Consider the following 19,553-nt stretch of genomic DNA (forward strand, 5'->3'; position numbering starts at 1 on the left):
TCCCCTGTCGTGAGTCCCCTGTCCTGCGGCCCCTGTCCTCAGTCCCTTGTCCTGAGTCTCGTGTCCCGGTCACGGCTTTCGGGCGTCGTGGCTCAGGGTGCGGGCCAGCCGGGGGCGGGTCAGGGCGTCGGTGCTGTCGACGAACTGGTCCACCGTGCCGACGGGCGGCATGTCCTTCAGCACCGGGTCGCCTATGCGGGCGAGCAGGGCGGTCGTGAAGCGGTCGGCGCGCAGGACCTCGAAGGGGCGGGAGTGGTACGGGCGGGTGCTGGGGGAGACGCGGTCGGTCAGGTGCAGGTCGTTGTGCTGGTGGGCGACGATCTCGTAGGCGTGAGCGAGATGGCGTTCCCGGGTGTGCCAGTCCGTCGCGGCGAGCGCGGCCGTCAGGACGGGGGACAGCCGGGGCCCGGCGGCGGTGCGGGCGAAGGCGCTTCCGAGCCATTTGCCGTACGGCGGATAGCGGCGGTCCATCAGCAGGCACAGCCGCATCAGGTCGCGGGCCAGGCGGGCGGCGGTGACGGCGGAGCCCAGTTCGTCGCCGACCTCGCCTGCGCGGCCCACGAACGCCTCCTCCTGCGCGATGCGCTGCCACTGGCAGGCCAGGACGTACAGCCAGACGTCATGGGGGTACCAGCGCAACGCGCGGCGTAACGGGGTGAGGGTGTGCAGCCCGTCGTGGAACACGGCGCCCGCGGTGACCTCGGCGAGCAGCTGGGTGGGGGTGGCCAGCCAGTCGGCCGTCGTGAGGCCCTGGGCCGGGTCGAAGCCGAGGGTGTCGTTGAACCAGATGGCGGCGCCGGTGACTTCGACGCGGTGGTGGACGGGGCCTTCGGTGGCGCGCATGACGCGGATGTCCCGGTCGGCCGCCCCGGTGAGCGCGAAGTTCGTGGGGTGGCCGAGGAACGTCTTCGGGAGGTGCTCGGCCAGCACGTGTCTGATCCGGGCGGCGTGCCGGGGCACGTCGTGGCGGTGCAGGAACACCTGGAGGCGTGGGCCCCATTCATGGTCGGCCGAGCGCGGCGTGTCGTGGCCGAGCACCTCGGAACCGCTGCCGATACGGGCGGCCGAGTGGGGGACGCCGGGAGCGGCCTCCTCCAGCAGCGGCCGCACCGCGTCGGTGTAGAAGCGGCGGGAGAGTTCGAGACCGGGGACGAACTCGGCCTCGGACGTGGGGGAGTTGGAGGGGCGGCGCATATTCGTGGGGCTCATGCCAGGGAGCCGTGCCCAATCGGTGGGCGGTCATGCGCACAACGTTCACACCGACGTGGGCCGGGGGTCGGAGCCGAGCTTCGTCAGGGACTCGTCCGTCAGGCGGTATACCGTCCACTCGTTCTGGGGGCGGGCGCCGAGGGAGTCGTAGAAGGCGATGGACGGGGTGTTCCAGTTCAGGACGGACCACTCCAGGCGCTGGTAGCCGCGTTCCACGCAGATGCGGGCCAGTTCGGTGAGGAGGGCCTTGCCGTGGCCGGCGCCGCGGGCGGTGGGGCGGACGTAGAGGTCCTCCAGGTAGATGCCGTGGACCCCGCGCCAGGTGGAGAAGTTCAGGAACCAGACGGCGCAGCCGACGGTCTCGCCGGTCGCGTCGTCGGCGGCGATGTGGGCGTAGGCGGCGGGGCGGTCGCCGAAGAGGGCCTCATGGAGCTGCTCCTCGGTGGCCTTGGCCTCCTCCAGTGCCTTCTCGTACTCCGCGAGTTCCCGGATCAGGGCGTGCAGGGCGGGGATGTCGGCGGGTGTGGCGGGTCGGATCATGAACCGAGGCTATGGCCTCGCCGGCGGATCGCGGCCTAGCAGGGGTGCTTCCGCAGGCGGCGGGCGATTTCCAGGTGTGCGTCGAGCGGGGCCTCGCCCTCCTCGATCTGCCACAGGGAGTTCTGGAGCACGCGGCCCAGTGTCCAGGCGCGGGCCCGGGCCCGGTCCAGGCCGAGGACCTCCGTCATGGCGTCGAAGCGCCAGAGGACCTCGTCGGCGTCGAAGCGGTTCCACAGGGCCGGGAAGAGGTCGAAACCGGGGTCGCCCGCCAGGGGCTTGGGGTCGATGGCGAGCCAGGGGGCGCGGTCGGCGGCGAGGACGTTCTCGAAGTGCAGGTCCCAGTGCAGGAGCCGGTCGCCGGGAGCGTCCGCGACCTCGCGCAGCGCCGCCGTGCAGTCGGCGAGGACGCGGCGGGTAGCGGGGTCGGGGGTCTCCTCCAGGGCCGCGGGTGTGCGGTCCAGCATGGAATCCGCGAGGTCGCCCAGGCGGCGCAGGTCCGGCGGGGCCTCGGTGGTGGTGAGGCGGGCCAGCAGGCGGGCGACGACCAGGGTGGCCTCCCGGGAGTCCGGGAGGTCGTCCAGGAGGCGGTCCGCGTCCAGGCGTTCCAGGAGCAGGGTGCCGGTGGCGTCGTCGGAATCCAGGAGCCGGACCGCTCCGTCGCCGTGCCACGCCCGCAGCGCGACCGGCTCGCCGACGGTCTCCTCGTCGACGTCCTGGAGCTTGAGCACGGCCGGTGTCCCGTCGGCCCGCAGCACCGGCACGACCAGCGCGCAGCGGCCGTACATCGTCGGCCCGTCCGGGCGCAGCTCCCAGTGCTCCAGGAAGCGCGTGGCGCGTGCCGCGAGTGAGGCGACGTAGGCGCGGCCCGCCTCTCCGTCGTAGCGCACGTGCTGGGCGATGAGCTCGTCCGGAATGTCGATCACTTTGCGACCCTACTGGGGTGCCGGAATCGGCTCACGCGAATTAACGTCCTCGCCATGAGCAGCTCGGTCAGTGACGCCGTGAACGGCGGGATCTCCTTCTGGTACGCCGACGACGGCCTCCCTGCGGCGCGCGAGCCGCTCGGCGGGGACGCCTCCGCGGACGTGGTGATCGTGGGCGGTGGGTACACGGGACTGTGGACGGCCTACTACCTGAAGCAGGCGGTTCCCTTCCTCCGGATCACCGTCCTTGAACAGAAGTTCTGCGGGTACGGGGCCTCGGGGCGCAACGGCGGCTGGCTGTACAACGGCATCGCGGGGCGCGACCGGTACGCCAAGCTGCACGGCCACGAGGCGGCCGTACGCCTCCAGCGGGCCATGAACGACACCGTGGACGAGGTGATCCGGGTCGCGGAGGCGGAGGGTTTCGACGCCGGGATCCACAAGGGCGGCGTGCTCGAAGTCGCCCGTACGCCCTCGCAGTTGACGCGGCTGAAGGAGTTCCACGCGCAGGAGCTGGCATTCGGCGAGAAGGACCGTGAGCTGTACGACGCCCGGCGGACCGCCGAGCGGATCAAGGTGGCCGACGCGGTCGGCTCGACGTGGACACCGCACGGGGCACGGGTGCACCCGGTGAAGCTGGTGAAGGGGCTCGCGGCGGCCGTCGAGGCGCTCGGCGTGACCATCCACGAGCTGACGCCGGTCACCGAGATCCGGCCCAAGCACGCCGTCACCCCGTACGGCACCGTCCGCGCGCCCTATGTCCTGCGCTGCACCGAGGGGTTCACGGCGAACCTCAAGGGCCAGCACCGGACCTGGCTGCCGATGAACTCCTCGATGATCGCCACCGAGCCGCTGACCGACGAGCAGTGGGAGTCGGTGGGCTGGGACGGGCGCGAGACGCTCGGCGACATGGCGCACGCCTACATGTACGCCCAGCGCACGGCCGACGGGCGGATCGCGCTGGGCGGGCGCGGGGTGCCGTACCGCTTCGGGTCGCGGACGGACAACGACGGGCGCACGCAGCCCGAGACCGTCGAGGCGCTGCGGGAGATCCTGGTCGGCTTCTTCCCGTCGCTGGCCGGGGTGCGGGTCGAGCACGCGTGGTCGGGGGTGCTGGGCGTGCCGCGCGACTGGTGCGCGACCGTCACGCTGGACCGGACGAGCGGGCTCGGCTGGGCGGGCGGTTACGTCGGCTCCGGCGTCGCCACCGCGAACCTCGCGGCGCGGACCCTGCGGGACCTGGTGCAGATCGACTCCGGGCAGGGCGTGCGCACCGAGCTGACGGATCTGCCGTGGGTCGGGCACAAGGTGCGCAAGTGGGAGCCGGAGCCGCTGCGCTGGCTGGGCGTGCACGGGCTGTACGCCGCGTACCGGGCGGCGGACCGGCGGGAGTCCAGCACACCGAGCGCCGAGTCGTCCCGGGCGGCACGGGTGGCGGACCGCATCGCGGGGCGGCACTGACGGCGCGGGGACGACGGCGCAGGGGCGAGGGCGTAGGGATGACGGGGGAGGGGCTCCGCGGTCCGAAGGGGCTCCTCCCCCCGCCTGTGGGGGCGGTCAGGTCACCGGTTCCGGGGTCGGGGTCTCGTGCGGTGCCCCGTGTTTCGGCGCCTTCGCCGTGACCATCAGGGTCGCGACCAGGCCGGCCATGAGCATGATCGCGGCGGCCCACCAGATGGCGACCGTGTAGCCGTGCACCACGCCCTCCCGGGTGACCAGGTCCCGCTGGGCCGGGTCGGTCAGATGGGCCGTGATGTAGGCGGCGCTGCTGCTCGTCGCGATCGTGTTCAGCAGGGCCGTGCCGATCGAGCCGCCCACCTGCTGCGAGGTGTTGACGGTCGCCGAGGTCACGCCGGAGTCCTGCGGGGCCACACCCGCCGTGGCCGTGGCGAACACCGGCATGAAGATCAGGCCCATGCCGAGGCCCATCAGGATCAGCGCGGGCAGGATCTCGCTCGCGTACGACGAGTGCACCGTCAGCCGGGTCAGCAGCACCATGCCGATGGTCGCGAGCAGGGCGCCCGGGCCCATGAGAACGCGGGGCGCCACATGGTTCAGCAGACGGGCGGCGATCTGCGTCGAGCCGATGATGATCGCGGCGGTGAGCGGCAGGAAGGCCAGGCCGGTCAGCACCGGCGAGTACTCCAGGATGACCTGGAGGTAGTAGGTCATGAACAGGAACAGCCCGAACATGCCGATCACGGCCAGCGCCATGGTGAGGAAGCAGCCGGCGCGGTTGCGGTCCTTGACGATGTGCAGCGGCAGCAGGGGCATCGGTGCCCTGGCCTGCCACCAGACGAAGGCCGCTAGCAGGGCGACGCCGCCCGTGAACAGGGAGAGCACCAGCGGGTCGGTCCAGCCGCGCGGCTCCGCCTCGGCGAAGCCGTAGACGATGGCGACCAGGCCGCCGCACCCGAGCAGCACGCCGGGCACGTCCAGGCGGGCGCCGGCCTGGACTGGGCTGTCGTGCAGCAGGGCGAGTGCGCCGAAGACGGCGATCACGGCGATGGGCACGTTGACGTACAGGCACCAGCGCCAGTCCAGGTACTCCGTGAGCAGTCCGCCGACGATGAACCCGATCGCGCTGCCGCTGCCGGCCAGGGCGCCGTAGATGCCGAACGCCTTGCCGCGCTCCTTGGGGTCGGTGAACGTCGTGGTCAGCAGCGACAGGGCCGAGGGGGCCAGGACTGCGGCGAAGACGCCCTGGAGGGCGCGGGCGCCGAAGAGCATGCCGGCCGTGGTGGCGGCACCGCCGAGCGCGGAGGCGGCGGCGAAGCCGATCAGGCCGATGACGAAGGTGCGCTTGCGGCCCACGAGGTCGGCTATCCGGCCGCCGAGCAGCAGCAGTCCGCCGAAGGCCAGCGTGTAGGCGGTGATCACCCACTGGCGGTTGCCGTCGGTCATGCCGAGGTCGGCCTGTGCGGAGGGGAGCGCGATGTTCACGATGGTCGCGTCCAGGACGACCATGAGCTGCGCGAGCGCGATGATCACCAGCCCCCACCAGCGGCGGGGATCCGCGTCTCGGGCTGATTCACCCGTTCGGGTGACGGTCACTCGGCCAGAAGACCATGGTTCGGGACGTATCGCATCTGGGGACGTATCTGGGGACGTATCCGGGGAGTTGTTGTCGCCGGTCATGGCTCCAGCACCACCTTTCCGGTGGTCGCGCGGGTTTCCAGGGCGCGATGGGCGGCCGCCGCCCCGGCGAGCGGGAAGCGCTGCACGGACGGGGTGAGCCGGCCCGCGGCGGCCTCGGCCAGCGCACGCAGTTCGAGGGTCTGTACGGGGTTGGGGCCGCCGGCCCTGCGCATCATCGCGGGGCCGAGCACGTTCTCGGAGACGCCGTCGACGAGGTAGGGCTCGCCGTTGCGCAGGCCCTGGCCCGACCAGCCGAAGACGAGGTGCCGGCCGCCGGGCGCGAGCAGGGCGACGCACTCGCGGGCCACGTCGCCGCCGACGCCGTCGAGGACGACGGTGGCGCCGCGCCCGCCGAGGAAGGCGCGCACCTTCCCGGGCCACGCCGGGTCGGTGTAGTCGACGGCGAGATCGGCGCCGTTCTCCCGCACCCGGGCGGCCTTCTCCGGCCCGCCGGCCAGGCCCACGACGACCGCGCCCGCGTTCCTGGCGTACTGCACGAGCAGGGTGCCGATGCCGCCGGCCGCCGCCGGGATCACGGCCACCGCGTCCGGGCCGAGCTCGGCGAACTGGAGGATCCCCATCGCCGTACGGCCCGTGCCGATCATGGCGACGGCCTGAGCGAAGTCGAGATCGGCCGGGATCTCGTGGACCCGGTCGACGTCGGTGACGGCGAGCTCGGCGTAGCCGCCCGGCGCGAAGCCGAGGTGGGCGACGACCCGCTTGCCGAGCCAGAGTCGCGCGACGCCCTCGCCGAGGGACTCGACGACTCCGGCGACCTCACGGCCGGGGATCGTGGGCAGCGTGGGCGGCTCGGGTGCCGGGCCCTGGATGCCTTCGCGCAGGGCCGTGTCGAGGAGGTGGACGCCGGCCGCCGCCACGGCGATCCGGACCTGGCCGGGTCCTGGTGCGGGGTCGTCGGTCACCTCGTAGGAGAGGTTCTCGGCCGGGCCGAAGGTGTGCAGTCGGATGGCGTGCATCGGGGTCCCCCATCGCTCGGAAGTCGGTTCTGCCGGGCCGCCCGTCCCGTCGTCGGAGCGGCTCGACGATGCTCCGACCTCAAGCTCGCTTGAGGTCAAGGGCGTGCCGGCCGAGTGCCAGGGACACGGCCGTCAGCGCGCTGTTGAAGGACACCTCGGACAGCACGCCGGGGGCCGCGACCTGATCGCCCGCCAGGTAGACGCCGTCGCCGCGGTCCACGGCCGGGCGGTCCCGCCAGCTGGTGCCGGGCAGGTCGACGGCGCCGGTGCGGCCGTTCGCCAGGGCCTCGCGCCGCCAGGTGACGCGCTCGCGCCAGCCGGGGAAGCCGAGGTCGAGGAGCTGCTCGGCACGGGCGATGCCGTCGGCCCGGGACTCGTGCGGGGCGATCGGGATCTGACCCTGGATCAGCTGCTCGCCGGCCGGGGCCAGCGAGCGGTCCTGCGCGGTGAACCGCTCCAGCCACCCGGTCCCGTCGAGGTCGGAGACGACGAACGCGTCCCCGCGGCGGGTGCGCACGGCGAGGTCGATCAATGCCGTACGGCCGCTCGTCCAGGTCAGCGAGTCGTCGCGGAGGAGCCGGCGGGCGGCGTCGAGGGAGGTGGCGACGACGACGGGCGTGTCGGTCGTGAGCCGGTCGAGGCTGTCGATCCGGGACAGGGTCTCCATCCGCACCCCGAGGTTCCAGGCCCGGGCCGCCATCCGGTCGATGAGGTTCGCCCAGCCGCCCTTCGGATAGTGCGCCTCCGGCGGCAGCTTGGTGGCCCGGCGCAGCCGCTCCTGCACGAACGCTGCGGACAGGGCGCCGGGGTCGTGGTGGAACAGCGCGACGGCGGAGTAGTGGGCGGCGGCACGGGCGCCCTCCTCGCCGGCGATGCCGGTCGCCCACGTCAGGAAGTCGACGTCGACGGGCGCCTGCGGCAGGGCCGGCCGCAGCAGCTTCAGCATGGCGAACGGCGGGGTGCGGCGCAGGACGCCACGGTGCCGCAGTCTGAGCCGGGCGGCCTCCAGGGGCGGGATCGGCGCGAGCGGGCCGATGAGGTCCCGCTGCTTGAGCCAGGCCCAGTGCGGGCCGCCGCTGTACAGCGCGTGCGGTCCCTCGTTCGTCCGGTACGGCCCCTCGGCGGTCCGCGCCCGCCCGCCGAGGGTGTGATGGGCCTCGTACACGGTGACCTTGGCGCCCGCCTCGGCGGCGGTGATGGCCGCGGTGAGTCCGGCGAAGCCGCCGCCGACGACGGTGATGCGGTGCATGGCTGGGGGTCTCCCTCGCGCTCGGTTCGCCTTCCTTGCCTTCTTCTGTGACTACGACGGAGCGGGGCCACCGGAATGTGACATCACCGGTGTCCGCGCAGGTCAGGGGGATTGTCAGTGGCGGGGTGCAGCATGGGGGCATGGCGAGGAGAGCGACGGGGCAGAGCGGCGGGCCGGGCAGGGGCGCGGTGAAGGGGGCGAGACGGCCGGAGCTGCGGCTGCCCCCGCTGGAGCCGTTCCGGGACGGGGAGTTGGAGCCGGACGGCGACTACGACAGCCTGGAGTTCCGCGAGGAGGACCTCACCGGGCACGACGGCGGCGGGGCCCGCTTCATGGACTGTGCGCTGAGGGGCTGCGTCCTGGACGAGACGCGGCTCCATCACGCCCGGATCCTGGACTCGGTCCTCACCGGGCCCCGCGGTGTCGGCACCGACCTCGCCGAGGCGACCCTGCGCGATGTGGAGCTTCTCGACGCCCGGCTGGGCGGGGTGCAGCTGCACGGTTCCGTGCTGGAGCGGGTCGTGATCCGCGGCGGCAAGATCGACTACCTGAACATGCGCAAGGCCCGGCTCAGGGACGTCGTCTTCGAGAGCTGCGTCCTGGTCGAGCCGGACTTCGGGGGCGCCCGGCTGGAGCGGGTGGAGTTCGTGGACTGCGTGGTGAAGGGGGTGGACCTCACCGAGGCGACGCTGGCGGACGTGGACCTGCGCGGGGCTTCGGAGCTGGAGATCGCGCGAGGCGTGGACCGGCTCGCCGGGGCCGTGATCAGCTCCGGCCAACTACTGGATCTGGCACCGGTGCTGGCGGCCCAGCTGGGGGTCCGGGTGGAGGGCTGACGGCCGGAGCCGGGGGCCCGGGTGGAGGGCTGGCTGCTCGGCGGGGTGCGGGGTCACGTCACCCGGGGATAGCGGGCCTGGAGTGTCCAGATCGCCGGGTTCTCGCCCAGGTCCTCGTGCAGGTCGATCAGGTCGGCGAGCAGGTCGTGCAGGAAGTCGCGGGCCTCGCGGCGCAGTTCCGCGTGGGCGAAGGACAGCGGGGCCTCCTCGGCCGGCATCCAGTCCGCCTCGATGTCCACCCAGCCGAAGCGGCGCTCGAAGAGCATGCGGTCGGTCGACTCGGTGAAGTCGAGTTCCGCGTGCTGGGGGCGGGAGGCGCGGGAGCCCGCCGGGTCCCGGTCCAGCCGCTCGGCGATGTCGCACAGGGCCCAGGCGAAGTCGAGCACCGGCACCCATCCCCAGGCTGTGGACAGCTCCCGGTCCGCCTTGGTGTCGGCCAGATACACGTCCCCGCAGAACAGGTCGTGGCGCAGGGCGTGGACGTCCGCGCGGCGGTAGTCGGTCTGCGGGGGATCCGGGAAGCGGTTGGAGAGGGCGTAGCCGATGTCGAGCACGGAGGTGATGGTGTCACGCCCGCACTCATAGGATCACTGGCGTGTCCCGTTCCGCACCTGTTGTCCCGGCCCGTCCGACCGTACGGCTCCCGTGGCCCGACCGGCCGCTCCCGGCCGCACGGATCTCCCGGGTCGTCGCCTGCGGCCTGCTCGCCCTGGCCCTCACGGCGTGCGGCGGGGTGCACGGCACCCCGGGCGGTTCCGGCGTGCGCGACCCGTACTTCCCCAAGGCGGGCAACGACGGCTACGACGTCAAGCACTACGGCCTCGACCTCGCCTACGACCCCGGCGAGCGCCACCTCGGCGGCACCGCCGAGATCACCGCACGCGCCGAGAAGGACCTGTCCGCCTTCGACCTCGATCTGAAGGGCATGGACGTCGAGAAGGTGTCGGTGGAGGGCAGGGCCGCGCGCTGGAGCCGCAACGGCCAGGAGCTGGTCGTCCGGCCGCACGACGACCTGGAGGAGGGCGAGACGTTCCGGGTCACCGTCCGCTACTCCGGAACCCCGCAGACCCTCACCGACCCCGACGGGTCCAAGGAGGGCTGGCTGCCGACCGACACCGGCGCGCTCGCCCTCGGGGAGCCGGCGGGGTCCATGGTGTGGTTCCCCGGCAACCACCACCCGTCGGACAAGGCGTCGTACGACATCTCGGTCACCGTGCCGAAGGGGCTGGAGGCCGTGTCGAACGGCGAGCCGGCCGGGCGGACCACTCGCGGGGGCCGCACGACCTTCCGCTGGCGCACGGCCGAACCCATGGCCGGCTATGTCGCGACGCTCGCCATCGGCGACTACGACATCGCCCGCTCCACGGTCACCACGACCGAGGAGGACCTGCCCGTGTACACCGCCGTCGCCCCGGACCAGGCCGGCCCCGCGCGCAAGGTGCTGGCGCGGATCCCCGAGATCATGGAGTGGGCGGAGTACAACTTCGGCCCCTACCCCTTCTCCTCCACCGGCGCGATCGTCGCGGGCGAGGGCGACGCCGAGTACGCCCTGGAGACCCAGAACCGGCCCGTCTTCCCGGGCGCCCCCGGCACCGAACTCCTCGTCCACGAGCTCGTCCACCAGTGGTTCGGCAACTCCGTGACCCCGAAGAGCTGGCGGGACATGTGGCTGAACGAGGGCTTCGCGACCTACGCGGAGTGGCTGTGGGAGGAGGACAACGACGGCGACTCCGCCCAGGAGACCTTCGACGACCTCTACGAACACGGCGAGGACGAGCACGAGGACCTCTGGGACTTCCCGCCCGCCGAGCCCACGAGCGCCGGCCACATCTCCGACTCGCCCGTCTACGAACGCGGCGCGATGGTCCTGCACAAGATCCGCCAGAAGGTCGGCGACGACACCTTCTACGACATCGTCCAGGGCTGGGCCGCCACCCACCGCCACGGCAACGCGGACACCGCCGACTTCACGTCCTACGTCGAGAAGAAGGCCCCGGACGAGGACTTCACGACCATCTGGAAGGACTGGCTGTACGGCGACGGCCGGCCCGAGCACCCGTAGCCCGTCAGACGGCCCGCTCCAGGTCCCTGCGTATCGCGGCCCGCGCGGCCCACACCGCCTTGGCGTGCTTGAGCCGCCGCTCCTGCAACTCCGGTGAGTCGAGCGGCGGCTCACCCGCCGAGAACAGGTCCTGGAGGTCCCGCAGGGTCGCGTAGACGTTCTCGAGGACGTCCGACATCTCCTGCGGAGCGCATATCAGCGCCGTCTCACGGGCCTCGTCGCAGCCCGACGCACGGAACGCCTCCCGCACGGACGCCTCCCGCACGGACGCCTCCCTCGTCCCGCCTTCCGCGTGGCCGGCGGCGGCCGCGTACATGCCCTCGTAGGCGAGCCGGTACTTCGTCAGCACGGTCACATAGATCTGCCGGCGTTCCTGCCGGGTCCGGTCGGCCAGGTCGCGGCGCCAGCGGGCCCGGTCCGCCAGCAGCGTCGAGCCGATGCCGACCAGTGCGCCCAGGGCGGTGCCGGCCAAGGTCGTCCAGTCCACGTCGTCCGCCTGCTCAGGCCAGCTGCTTCTGCAGGACCGTGCAGGGGCGGTCGAGTTCGCGGTCGCGGCCGTAGGCGATGGTGTCGTAGCCGAGGGCCGACCAGAAGGCGAGGGCCTTGGGGTTGTTGTCGAGGACGGCCAGGCGTACGGCGGTGCGGCCCGCCGCGCGGAAACGGTCCTCCACGAGGGTGGCCAGCTGCCGGCCGTATCCCTTGCCGTGGGTCGTGGCGTCCACCATCAGCAGTCCGATCCACGGGTCCGGGTCGACCGGGTCCGGGTGCTGGGCCAGGGTGATGGCGATGGCGACCAGACGGCCCTCGCTGCGGGCCAGCAGCACCTCCGCCCCGGGGACCGCCAACTCGTCGGCCAGCGCGGTGGCCACCTGCTCCGGGCGGACGTCGTCGGGGTCGGGGAAGTCGCCGCTGAGCGCGTGGAACTCGCGGTTGGAGGCGTAGAGGGCGGTGAGTTCGGTGAGGACCGGCGCCGGGATGTCGTGGTCCGGGGTGAGGGGGAGGGGGTCGAGGATCATTCGGGCAACTTATCGAAGAGCTCCGGCACAAGGATCGTGGCGGGTGGTCCCGGTCGGCCTCGCACACGCCGGAACTCCCGGCCGGCCGTGCGGCGCCTGAACCCCTTGCTTCGCCGTACAACGCCGGAACCCCCGGCCGGAGCCGGGGGTTCCAGGGTGGTGCGGGGTGCTCAGACGTTCACGCCGAAGTCCTGGGCGATGCCGACCAGGCCCGAGGCGTAGCCCTGGCCGACCGCGCGGAACTTCCACTCGGCGCCGTTGCGGTACAGCTCGCCGAAGACCATCGCGGTCTCGGTGGCCGCGTCCTCGGAGAGGTCGTAGCGGGCGATCTCGGCGCCGCCGGCCTGGTTGACGATGCGGATGTACGCGTTGCGGACCTGGCCGAAGTTCTGCGAGCGGTTCTCCGCGTCGTAGATCGAGACCGGGAAGACGATCTTGTCGACGTCGGCCGGGAGGCCGGCGAGGTTGACGTTGATCGCCTCGTCGTCGCCCGCGCCCTCGCCGGTGCGGTTGTCACCGGTGTGGACGATGGTCTGGTCCGGCGTCTGCTTGTTGTTGAAGAAGACGAAGTGACCGTCCGAGTAGACCTTGCCCGTGGGGTTGACCGCGATCGCCGAGGCGTCGAGGTCGAAGTCCGTGCCGGTGGTGGTGCGGACGTCCCAGCCGAGGCCCACGGTGACGGCGGTCAGGCCCGGAGCCTCCTTGGTGAGCGAGACGTTGCCACCCTTGGACAGGCTTACAGCCATTGTTGGGAGTCCCTTCCCTCGTTGCGGTACGGCTAGAAGCTACAGCTACCCCTATGAACGCGGAGAGGGGTACCTCAGGTTCCAGGTGTCTTTACTTTCTTTGCCAAAGAGCACCCGTAGGGGATACACGGCGATATTCGCGTGACGTGGACCGGACAGACGCGGGACCATGGACGGCATGTCCGGTCCCTACGTCATCCGTGGCTCCGTCTCCCTGCCCGAGGCCGAGCTCATGTGGCGTTTCTCCAGGTCGAGCGGGCCGGGTGGCCAGCACGTCAACACCAGCGACTCGAGGGTGGAGCTGAGCTTCGACCTCGCGAAGACCGAGGCGCTGCCCGAGGTGTGGAAGGCGCGGGCGCTGGAGCGGCTGGCCGGAAAGCTCGTCGACGGCGTCCTGACCGTGCGCGCCTCCGAGCACCGCTCCCAGTGGCGCAACCGCGAGACCGCCGCCGTACGCCTGGCCGCGCTGCTCGCCGAGGCGAGCGCCCCGCCGCCCAAGCCGCGCCGGGCGACCCGCATCCCCCGCGGCATCAACGAGCGCCGGCTGAGGGAGAAGAAGCAGCGCTCCGACACCAAGCGAGGACGCTCCGGGCGGGACTGGGGGTAGGCGCCGGGGCCGGGAGTCACATTCCCGCCGCGCGATCCGTCAACGCAGTGACGACGGACGGAACGCGACGAGAGGCAGCTACCGATGAGCGCCGACGGCACTGGCACCGACGACACCGACTTCCTCGCCCGGCGCTTCGAGGCGCACCGCGGCCATCTGCGGGCCGTGGCGCACCGCATGCTCGGGTCGACGGCGGAGGCCGAGGACGCCGTGCAGGAGGCCTGGTTCCGGATGAGCCGGTCCGACACCAGCCGGGTCGACAACCTCGGCGGCTGGCTGACGACCGTAGTCGGCCGGGTCTGTCTCGACATGCTCCGCTCCCGCAAGTCGCGCGCGGAGGAGCCCCTGGACACCGCGGCGGCACCACCCGGCGGCCCGGCCCAGGGCTCCGCCGGAGCCGTCCCACGGCCGGTCGACCCCGAGCAGGACGCGCTCCTCGCGGACTCGGTGGGCGTCGCCCTGCTCGTCGTACTGGACACCCTGACGCCCGCCGAGCGGCTCGCGTTCGTGCTGCACGACCTGTTCGGGGTGCCGTACGAGGAGGTCGCGGCCGTCGTGGACCGTACGCCGGCCGCCGCGCGGCAGCTCGCCAGCCGGGCCCGGCGCCGGGTGCAGGGCGCCGAGGTGCCCGAGCACGACCGGGCCCTTCGGCGCCGGCAGCGGGCGGTCGTCGACGCCTTCCTCGCCGCCGCGCGCGAGGGTGACTTCGAGGGGCTGCTCGACGTCCTCGACCCGGATGTCATCGCCCGCTCCGAGGCCGGGGTGACGACCGGTGCGGCGGCGGTGGCGCGGGGCGCCTCGACGTTCGGGTCGGCCGCCCTGGGCGCGCGGCCCGCCCCGGTCGCCCGGCACGCGCTCGTCGACGGCGCGCCCGGCACCGTGGTGCTGGTCGGCGGTCGGGTGGAGCGGGCGCTGCGGTTTGCGTTCGTACGGGATCGGATCGCCGTGATCGACATCGTGACGGATCCGGAGCGGGTGGCCCGGCTGGACATCGAGTCGGCCTAGCGCCGGCCCGGCGGGGCGGGACGCCCGAGGGGGCCGGCTCCCGCTCCGCCTACAGCTCCAGCACGCCCACCGTCTGGTCGCCCGAGGTCTCCCCGGTGGGCCTGAAGCCCAGTCCGGTGTAGAAGCCCGCCGGGCCGTCGGGGCCGGGGTGCCAGGTGACGTACAGCTCGGTGGCGCCGCGCCGGCGCAGCTCCGTGGCCACGGACTCGACGGCGAAGCGGCCGTAGCCCCGGCCCTGCTCCCCGGCGGCGATGTTCAGCCGCCACAGGCCGGAGCGGCGCAGGCTGCCGTCGCCGCGCCAGTCGATGCCGAGGAAGGCCATCAGGAAGCCGACCGGGCGGTCGCCGTCGACGATGAGACGGGGCCAGGCGACGCCCTCGGGATGGACGTATGCCTCGGCGAGGGACTCCACGACGGGGGAGACCGCGTGTTCCTGGTCGGGCCTGACCCGTATGCCGGTCGCGGCTTCGAAATTTCCAGGTGTGATCTTTTCGAGGCGGGGAGTGGAAGTCGTCGGCGTCATCCGGGCACGGTATGTCGCGTGATCAGTGGTCGGCCACGGGAATTCGACTGCCGTATCCGCGGCGGAGATCATCCCAAGTGCCGGTAACGGCCCCGGAAATAGGTCAGCGGGCGTCCGTCCGCACTCGGCAGCGAGGCCGACAGCACGCGGCCGATCACCAGGGTGTGGTCGCCGGCCGTCACCCGCTGCTCGGTGCGGCACTCCAGGGTGGCGAGGGCGCCGCCCACCAGAGGGGCGCCGGTCTCCTTGCCGCGGACGTAGGGGATGTCGGCGAACAGCAGGCGGTCGCTGACCCGGCCCTTCATCGCGAAGCGTCCGGCGATGTGGCGCTGGCTCTCCGCGAGGACCGAGACGGCCCACAGCGGCTGCTCGTCGAGCAGGTCGTCCATCCGGGCCCCCGTACGCAGGCTGACCAGCACCAACGGCGGATCCAGGGACACCGACATGAACGCCGTCGCCGTCATCCCGACGTCCTCGCCGGGCGGCGCGTGCGGATCGTCCGGGTCCAGCGGCGGCTCCAGCGCGGTCACCAGCACCACGCCCGCGGCCAACCGCGACATCGCGGCACGGAACTCGTCGTCGCTCACTCCCTCAGCATGCCCAAAGGGGCTGCGGGAGGCGGGGAGGACTGCGGTCACGGGCGGCGCGGGGAGAGAAGTGTTCGGCACGCCGGAAACGCTAATGTCGGTCCCGCACGCCCCGCATCGGGCCTGCGCCCGAGAACGGACCTAGGACTCCCGACGGAGTCGTGGGGATTGTTCGTGGCCGTTTCGTGGCATCTCCACGGGCGCGCCAACTTTGCGTTCAGTAAACACACAGGAAAAACGCAGAAACACCGCTCAATTGTTCACGTTTAGCTGTGACTTGAGTCACAAGAGCCATTAATTGTTGACCCTGTGTACCGAGTGGGCAGCGCGCTGTGATTCAGTGGCGGGGACTAGCAAGGGACGTTACGCCGAAGTAGGACCCTTGATTCGCTGCGAGGTCTCGGGGGGAGGGCGACCATGGAGACCGAGTCGGAGCCGTACGTCCGTCTTGCGACCCTGCGGCAACTGCACCAGGTCATGGCGGACATGAACACGGCCCGCAGCCTGGCGGACACACTCCAGACCGTGGCCGACGGCGTCGTCAACGGCCTCGGCTACGAGCTCGCGTGCGTCAACCTCGTGCGCCCCGACGGCGATCTCGTCGTCGCCGCCTTCGCCGGCAACCCCGCCGCCGAGGCCCTCATCACCGGCCGGGTCGGCTCGCGCGAGTCGTGGGAGCGCCGGCTGAGCATGGGCCAGCACTGGGGCGACCTGGTGTTCATACCGCACACCGAGGGCTGGATCCTCGACGACGACGACGTCCCGCAGTGGTACACCGACGGGCCCGCGCCCCGCTTCGAGGACGAGTGGCACCCCTCGGACCGCCTGTTCGCCCCGATGTACACGCCCGGCGTGCAGGGCGGCGCGTGCGGCGAGCTGATCGGCGTCCTGTCCGTGGACCGGCCGCGCAACGGCCGGCTGCCGGGCGCCTGGGGGCGCGAGGCGCTCCAGATGTACGCCTTCCAGGCAGCCATCGCGATCAGCAACGCACGTCTACGCGCGAATATGCAGCGGGCACTGGTCAGGCTGGAACGGGAGCAGCAGGCCCTGCGCGCGAGCGAGGAGAGCTTCCGGCAGGCCTTCGAGTACGCCCCCTCCGGCATGGCCATCGCCGAGATGGGCGGCGACCAGCACGGCCGCATCCTGCGCACCAACGACGCGCTGTGCCGTCTCCTCGGCCGCCCCGCCTCCGCGATGCGCCGCTACTCCTTCTCCGACCTCGTCCACCCCGAGGACATCGGCACGCTGCTGCGGACCTCCGCCGAGGGCGGGCGCGCGGAGCTCAGGCTCGGGCGCCGGGACGGCTCGTACGTCTGGGTGTCGCTGCGCAACAGCGTCGTCGCGGACGCCGCCGACGGGCCCCGCTTCCTGCTGACCCACGTCGAGGACATCGAGGAGCGCAAGCGCCGCGAGCTCCAGCTCGCCCACCGCGCCTCGCACGACTCGCTCACCGGGCTGCCGAACTCCGCCGAGCTGCGGGCGCGCCTGGCCGCGCGGCTGTGCCGGCGTCCCACGCACGCGGGTGCCCTGGAGTCCATGGACGCCGCCTACGGCCACCCCGCCGTCTTCGACGCGAACGGCCACGGCTTCGACTTCCCGGGTGTGGCGGCGCTGGACGCCTACGACCACCACGTGCACACCGTCTCCCCGGACGAGGCCGAGCGCGACGACGGCACCAAGGGGCTCGCGGTGCTCTTCTGCGACCTCGACGGCTTCAAGTCGATCAACGACCGGTTCGGGCACAACGCGGGTGACGCGGTTCTCATCGAGGTCGCCCGGCGGCTGACCCGGCAGGTCCGCGACGGCGACACCGTCGCCCGGCTCGGCGGCGACGAATTCGTGATCCTCGCCGACGGGCTCGGCCGCGCCGACGCCCAGGACCTCGCCGTCCGGCTGCGCAGCGAGATCATCCAGCCGATCCGGGCCGAGGGCCGCGCCGTGCGGGTCGGGGCCAGTTTCGGCATCGGGTGGGCGCACTGCGGGATGACCGCGGACGAAGTGTTGAAGTCCGCTGACGAGCGGATGTACGTAGAGAAACGATCTCGTCCCAAACAACACAGACGCGCGGGATGAATCCCAGGTCAGCGAGCTGATGCGGTCTGAGTCACCCGTTTGGGCCATCAGGAGCGGGTAGGCTCGCCCTTCTGACCGCCCTATCGCAACGCCCGCACCTGGTGAGGAGTACCAAGGGATGACGTCCGGCAACAACGGCGCCAGTACGCCCGAGGACGACGACCCGTTCGGCTACCTCTACGCCGACGGCCAGGCCAACGGAGCCCAGCCGCCGTCCGGTGGCTACGGCTACCCGAACGCCGTCAACCGGGTGCGTGCCGTCGGCCAGCGCCAGTACGGCCAGCAGCCGACCGCTGCGGCCCCCCAGGTACCGCAACAGCAGGGCGGCTACGGCCAGCCGAACGCGCACTACGCGGCGCCGGAGACGCACCCCGGCGGGGCGACGACCGTCCAGCAGACGTCGTACAGCGGCGGCAGCGGGAACGGCCGTGGGCGGGGTCCCAACACCAAGGGCCTCCTCATCGGCGCGATCGCCGTCGTCGCGGCGGTGGTCATCGGCATCAGCGTGGCGATGCTGGGCGGCGACGACGACAAGGACAAGAAGGACGACGCGGCACAGCCGACGCAGTCGCAGTCCCAGCAGAGCAGCGCGCCGAGCCCGTCGAACAGCAACAGCGCGGCCGCCGAGGACGACCTGCCGACGATCGACGCCAAGGCCCTGGCCCTCGCCGGCGGCGCCGCCACCGCGTCCGACATCAAGGGCGCCCAGGCGGACGGTGGCGTCTACGTCACCGGCTTCAACCAGGCCGGCTCCTCGGTCTCCTGGTCCGTGAGCGACATCCCGAAGAGCGGTAAGTACACCGTCTACGTCGGCTACAGCGTCCCGGGCAAGGACCAGAACGCCACTCTGACGATCAACGGCACGGCGGCCAAGGCCCCGGTCGACCTGAAGAACTGGTCGGGCGGCCCCGAGGGCGACTACGAGAAGGGCTGGACGAAGACCTACAACTACATCCAGCTCAACAAGGGCTCGAACACGATCAAGTTGTCCTGCGAGCAGGGCAACCAGTGCGACGCCCTCATCGACCAGATGTGGCTGGTCAAGGGCTGGGTCGGGTCCTAGTCCCGGTCACGCGGCGGTGACCTCCGCGGTCACCGCCACCCGGTGCAGGAACTCCTCGTAGGCCGCCCGGTCGAACTGACCCGCTGTGGGGGACACGACGGTTGCCGCCGACAGGGCCGTCGCCCGGGTCAGGCGGTCGGGCCAGGGCAGCTTCTCCACCAGCCCCGACAGCAGACCCGCCACCGCCGCGTCGCCCGCGCCCGTGGGGTTGCCGTGGAGGCGGGTGGGCGGGGTGGCCTGCCAGCGGCCCTCGGGGGTGACGGCCAGGAGACCGGACTCGCCGAGGGAGGCGACCACCGTGCGGGCGCCGCGCCTTCGGGCGTCCTGGGTGGCGCGGAGCGGGTCGTGGGAGCCGGTCAGTTCGGCCAGTTCGTCGGCGTTGGGCTTGATGATGTCCGGCCGGGCGGCGACACCCCGGCGCAGCGCCTCCCCGCTGGTGTCCAGCAGGACGGGCACCTCCGCCGCCTTCGCGGACCGCACCAGACCGGCGTACGCACCCACCGGCACCCCCGGCGGCAGGCTGCCGCACAGGGCCACCACGGAGGCCGACGCCAGCAGGTCGTCGTACGCCTCCTGGAAGGCGGACCACTCGGCGGGCGTGACCGTCGGGCCGGGCTCGTTGAGCTGGGTCGTGTCACCGGTGCGCTCGTCGACGACGGCGATGGTGCGCCGGGTCGGGCCGGAGACCGGCAGCAGGGCGTCCACCACGCCGGGTACGCCGGTGAGTTGATCCTGGACCACCCGGCCCGTCGCGCCGCCCGTGAAGCCCGTGACCGTCACCTCGTGTCCCAGGGCCGCCAGCACCCGGGCCACGTTCAGCCCCTTGCCGCCGGGGCGCTCGATCACCTCGGAGACCCGGTGGGAGGCGTGGGGCCGCAGCGCCCGGACGCGATAGGTGATGTCGAGAGCGGTGTTCAACGTGACCGTGAGAATCACCTGTACTCGACCTCCCCCGAAGAGTTCAGCATGTGTGCGCCGTCCGTCTGCCGGTTGTTCCCT

General features: G+C 72.2%; 20 protein-coding genes. 7 read left to right on the forward strand and 13 right to left on the reverse strand.

What is annotated here, in order from left to right:
- Positions 1–69: 69 nt before the first annotated feature.
- The 3 genes from CP983_RS23410 to CP983_RS23420 are packed head-to-tail and all read right to left on the reverse strand — an operon-like array spanning position 70 to position 2,672.
- On the reverse strand, positions 70–1,209 hold the full coding sequence (locus CP983_RS23410) for a DUF4037 domain-containing protein (RefSeq protein WP_208852841.1): 1,140 nt from the start codon (positions 1,207–1,209) through the stop codon (positions 70–72).
- A gap of 45 nt (positions 1,210–1,254) precedes the next feature.
- Positions 1,255–1,749: a GNAT family N-acetyltransferase gene (locus tag CP983_RS23415; protein WP_150501569.1), complete on the reverse strand. Its 495-nt coding sequence runs from the start codon at positions 1,747–1,749 to the stop codon at positions 1,255–1,257.
- 35 nt (positions 1,750–1,784) lie between these two features.
- The gene (locus CP983_RS23420; protein WP_150501571.1) at positions 1,785–2,672 is read right to left on the reverse strand and encodes an aminoglycoside phosphotransferase family protein; all 888 of its coding nucleotides are present in this window, start codon (positions 2,670–2,672) and stop codon (positions 1,785–1,787) included.
- Positions 2,673–2,726: 54 nt separating this feature from the next.
- Between CP983_RS23420 and CP983_RS23425 the strand changes: the two genes are divergently transcribed.
- Positions 2,727–4,133 carry an NAD(P)/FAD-dependent oxidoreductase gene (locus CP983_RS23425; protein WP_189748793.1) on the forward strand — a complete coding sequence of 469 codons (1,407 nt, stop codon included), beginning with the start codon at positions 2,727–2,729 and terminating at the stop codon, positions 4,131–4,133.
- 96 nt (positions 4,134–4,229) lie between these two features.
- On the opposite strand, the gene CP983_RS23430 is transcribed toward CP983_RS23425, so the two are convergent.
- The 3 genes from CP983_RS23430 to CP983_RS23440 form a co-directional block, all read right to left on the reverse strand.
- Positions 4,230–5,726, reverse strand: a complete 1,497-nt coding sequence (locus CP983_RS23430; protein WP_229914793.1) for an MFS transporter — start codon at positions 5,724–5,726, stop codon at positions 4,230–4,232.
- 80 nt (positions 5,727–5,806) lie between these two features.
- Positions 5,807–6,787 carry a zinc-binding dehydrogenase gene (locus CP983_RS23435; protein WP_150501575.1) on the reverse strand — a complete coding sequence of 327 codons (981 nt, stop codon included), beginning with the start codon at positions 6,785–6,787 and terminating at the stop codon, positions 5,807–5,809.
- Positions 6,788–6,866: 79 nt separating this feature from the next.
- A complete protein-coding gene (locus CP983_RS23440) occupies positions 6,867–8,036 on the reverse strand; it encodes an FAD-dependent oxidoreductase (RefSeq protein ID WP_125524040.1) in 1,170 nt (389 codons plus the stop codon).
- Positions 8,037–8,176: 140 nt separating this feature from the next.
- Between CP983_RS23440 and CP983_RS23445 the strand changes: the two genes are divergently transcribed.
- The gene (locus tag CP983_RS23445) at positions 8,177–8,872 is read left to right on the forward strand and encodes a pentapeptide repeat-containing protein (RefSeq protein ID WP_150501577.1); all 696 of its coding nucleotides are present in this window, start codon (positions 8,177–8,179) and stop codon (positions 8,870–8,872) included.
- Between the two features lie 53 nt (positions 8,873–8,925).
- On the opposite strand, the gene CP983_RS23450 is transcribed toward CP983_RS23445, so the two are convergent.
- The gene (locus tag CP983_RS23450) at positions 8,926–9,426 is read right to left on the reverse strand and encodes a hypothetical protein (RefSeq protein WP_030955888.1); all 501 of its coding nucleotides are present in this window, start codon (positions 9,424–9,426) and stop codon (positions 8,926–8,928) included.
- A 41-nt stretch (positions 9,427–9,467) separates the two neighbouring features.
- On the opposite strand from CP983_RS23450, the gene CP983_RS23455 reads away from it, so the two are divergent.
- A complete protein-coding gene (locus CP983_RS23455) occupies positions 9,468–10,934 on the forward strand; it encodes a M1 family metallopeptidase (RefSeq protein ID WP_150501579.1) in 1,467 nt (488 codons plus the stop codon).
- 4 nt (positions 10,935–10,938) lie between these two features.
- Here the strand turns inward: CP983_RS23455 and CP983_RS23460 are convergent, their stop codons facing one another.
- The 3 genes from CP983_RS23460 to CP983_RS23470 form a co-directional block, all read right to left on the reverse strand.
- A complete protein-coding gene (locus CP983_RS23460) occupies positions 10,939–11,421 on the reverse strand; it encodes a hypothetical protein (RefSeq protein WP_150501581.1) in 483 nt (160 codons plus the stop codon).
- Positions 11,422–11,434: 13 nt separating this feature from the next.
- A complete protein-coding gene (locus tag CP983_RS23465) occupies positions 11,435–11,950 on the reverse strand; it encodes a GNAT family N-acetyltransferase (protein WP_150501583.1) in 516 nt (171 codons plus the stop codon).
- A 170-nt stretch (positions 11,951–12,120) separates the two neighbouring features.
- Positions 12,121–12,696: a TerD family protein gene (locus CP983_RS23470; protein WP_107906089.1), complete on the reverse strand. Its 576-nt coding sequence runs from the start codon at positions 12,694–12,696 to the stop codon at positions 12,121–12,123.
- 169 nt (positions 12,697–12,865) lie between these two features.
- On the opposite strand from CP983_RS23470, the gene arfB reads away from it, so the two are divergent.
- Both arfB and CP983_RS23480 read left to right on the forward strand, forming a co-directional pair.
- A complete protein-coding gene (arfB, locus tag CP983_RS23475; RefSeq protein WP_107906088.1) occupies positions 12,866–13,303 on the forward strand; it encodes an alternative ribosome rescue aminoacyl-tRNA hydrolase ArfB in 438 nt (145 codons plus the stop codon).
- A gap of 84 nt (positions 13,304–13,387) precedes the next feature.
- Positions 13,388–14,308: a sigma-70 family RNA polymerase sigma factor gene (locus tag CP983_RS23480; RefSeq protein ID WP_150501585.1), complete on the forward strand. Its 921-nt coding sequence runs from the start codon at positions 13,388–13,390 to the stop codon at positions 14,306–14,308.
- Positions 14,309–14,357: 49 nt separating this feature from the next.
- On the opposite strand, the gene CP983_RS23485 is transcribed toward CP983_RS23480, so the two are convergent.
- Together CP983_RS23485 and CP983_RS23490 are read right to left on the reverse strand one after the other, a co-directional pair.
- Complete coding sequence (locus CP983_RS23485; protein WP_150501587.1) at positions 14,358–14,831, reverse strand: GNAT family N-acetyltransferase; 474 nt, start codon at positions 14,829–14,831, stop codon at positions 14,358–14,360.
- A 68-nt stretch (positions 14,832–14,899) separates the two neighbouring features.
- Entirely contained in the window at positions 14,900–15,499 is a 600-nt protein-coding gene (locus tag CP983_RS23490) for a flavin reductase family protein (protein WP_125524034.1), read from the reverse strand.
- 336 nt (positions 15,500–15,835) lie between these two features.
- Here CP983_RS23490 and cdgB point away from each other — a divergent pair, with 336 nt between their 5' ends.
- A complete protein-coding gene (cdgB, locus tag CP983_RS23495; RefSeq protein ID WP_030952769.1) occupies positions 15,836–17,491 on the forward strand; it encodes a diguanylate cyclase CdgB in 1,656 nt (551 codons plus the stop codon).
- Between the two features lie 118 nt (positions 17,492–17,609).
- A complete protein-coding gene (locus CP983_RS23500; RefSeq protein WP_150501589.1) occupies positions 17,610–18,554 on the forward strand; it encodes a CBM35 domain-containing protein in 945 nt (314 codons plus the stop codon).
- A gap of 6 nt (positions 18,555–18,560) precedes the next feature.
- On the opposite strand, the gene CP983_RS23505 is transcribed toward CP983_RS23500, so the two are convergent.
- The gene (locus CP983_RS23505; protein WP_150501591.1) at positions 18,561–19,490 is read right to left on the reverse strand and encodes a 1-phosphofructokinase family hexose kinase; all 930 of its coding nucleotides are present in this window, start codon (positions 19,488–19,490) and stop codon (positions 18,561–18,563) included.
- Between the last annotated feature and the right edge of the window lie 63 nt (positions 19,491–19,553).

This window comes from Streptomyces chartreusis (assembly GCF_008704715.1).
GTDB classification, from domain to species: Bacteria; Actinomycetota; Actinomycetes; order Streptomycetales; family Streptomycetaceae; genus Streptomyces; species Streptomyces chartreusis.

What these genes read in the sequence shown, in the direction of transcription:
- CP983_RS23410 (WP_208852841.1), bottom strand. Translation starts at nt 1,209, where the DNA reads ATGAGCCCCACGAATATGCGCCGCCCCTCCAACTCCCCCACGTCCGAG.
- CP983_RS23415 (WP_150501569.1), bottom strand. Translation starts at nt 1,749, where the DNA reads ATGATCCGACCCGCCACACCCGCCGACATCCCCGCCCTGCACGCCCTG.
- CP983_RS23425 (WP_189748793.1), top strand. Translation starts at nt 2,727, where the DNA reads ATGAGCAGCTCGGTCAGTGACGCCGTGAACGGCGGGATCTCCTTCTGG.
- CP983_RS23435 (WP_150501575.1), bottom strand. Translation starts at nt 6,787, where the DNA reads ATGCACGCCATCCGACTGCACACCTTCGGCCCGGCCGAGAACCTCTCC.
- CP983_RS23440 (WP_125524040.1), bottom strand. Translation starts at nt 8,036, where the DNA reads ATGCACCGCATCACCGTCGTCGGCGGCGGCTTCGCCGGACTCACCGCG.
- CP983_RS23445 (WP_150501577.1), top strand. Translation starts at nt 8,177, where the DNA reads ATGGCGAGGAGAGCGACGGGGCAGAGCGGCGGGCCGGGCAGGGGCGCG.
- CP983_RS23465 (WP_150501583.1), bottom strand. Translation starts at nt 11,950, where the DNA reads ATGATCCTCGACCCCCTCCCCCTCACCCCGGACCACGACATCCCGGCG.
- CP983_RS23470 (WP_107906089.1), bottom strand. Translation starts at nt 12,696, where the DNA reads ATGGCTGTAAGCCTGTCCAAGGGTGGCAACGTCTCGCTCACCAAGGAG.
- arfB (WP_107906088.1), top strand. Translation starts at nt 12,866, where the DNA reads ATGGACGGCATGTCCGGTCCCTACGTCATCCGTGGCTCCGTCTCCCTG.
- CP983_RS23480 (WP_150501585.1), top strand. Translation starts at nt 13,388, where the DNA reads ATGAGCGCCGACGGCACTGGCACCGACGACACCGACTTCCTCGCCCGG.
- CP983_RS23485 (WP_150501587.1), bottom strand. Translation starts at nt 14,831, where the DNA reads ATGACGCCGACGACTTCCACTCCCCGCCTCGAAAAGATCACACCTGGA.
- cdgB (WP_030952769.1), top strand. Translation starts at nt 15,836, where the DNA reads ATGGAGACCGAGTCGGAGCCGTACGTCCGTCTTGCGACCCTGCGGCAA.
- CP983_RS23500 (WP_150501589.1), top strand. Translation starts at nt 17,610, where the DNA reads ATGACGTCCGGCAACAACGGCGCCAGTACGCCCGAGGACGACGACCCG.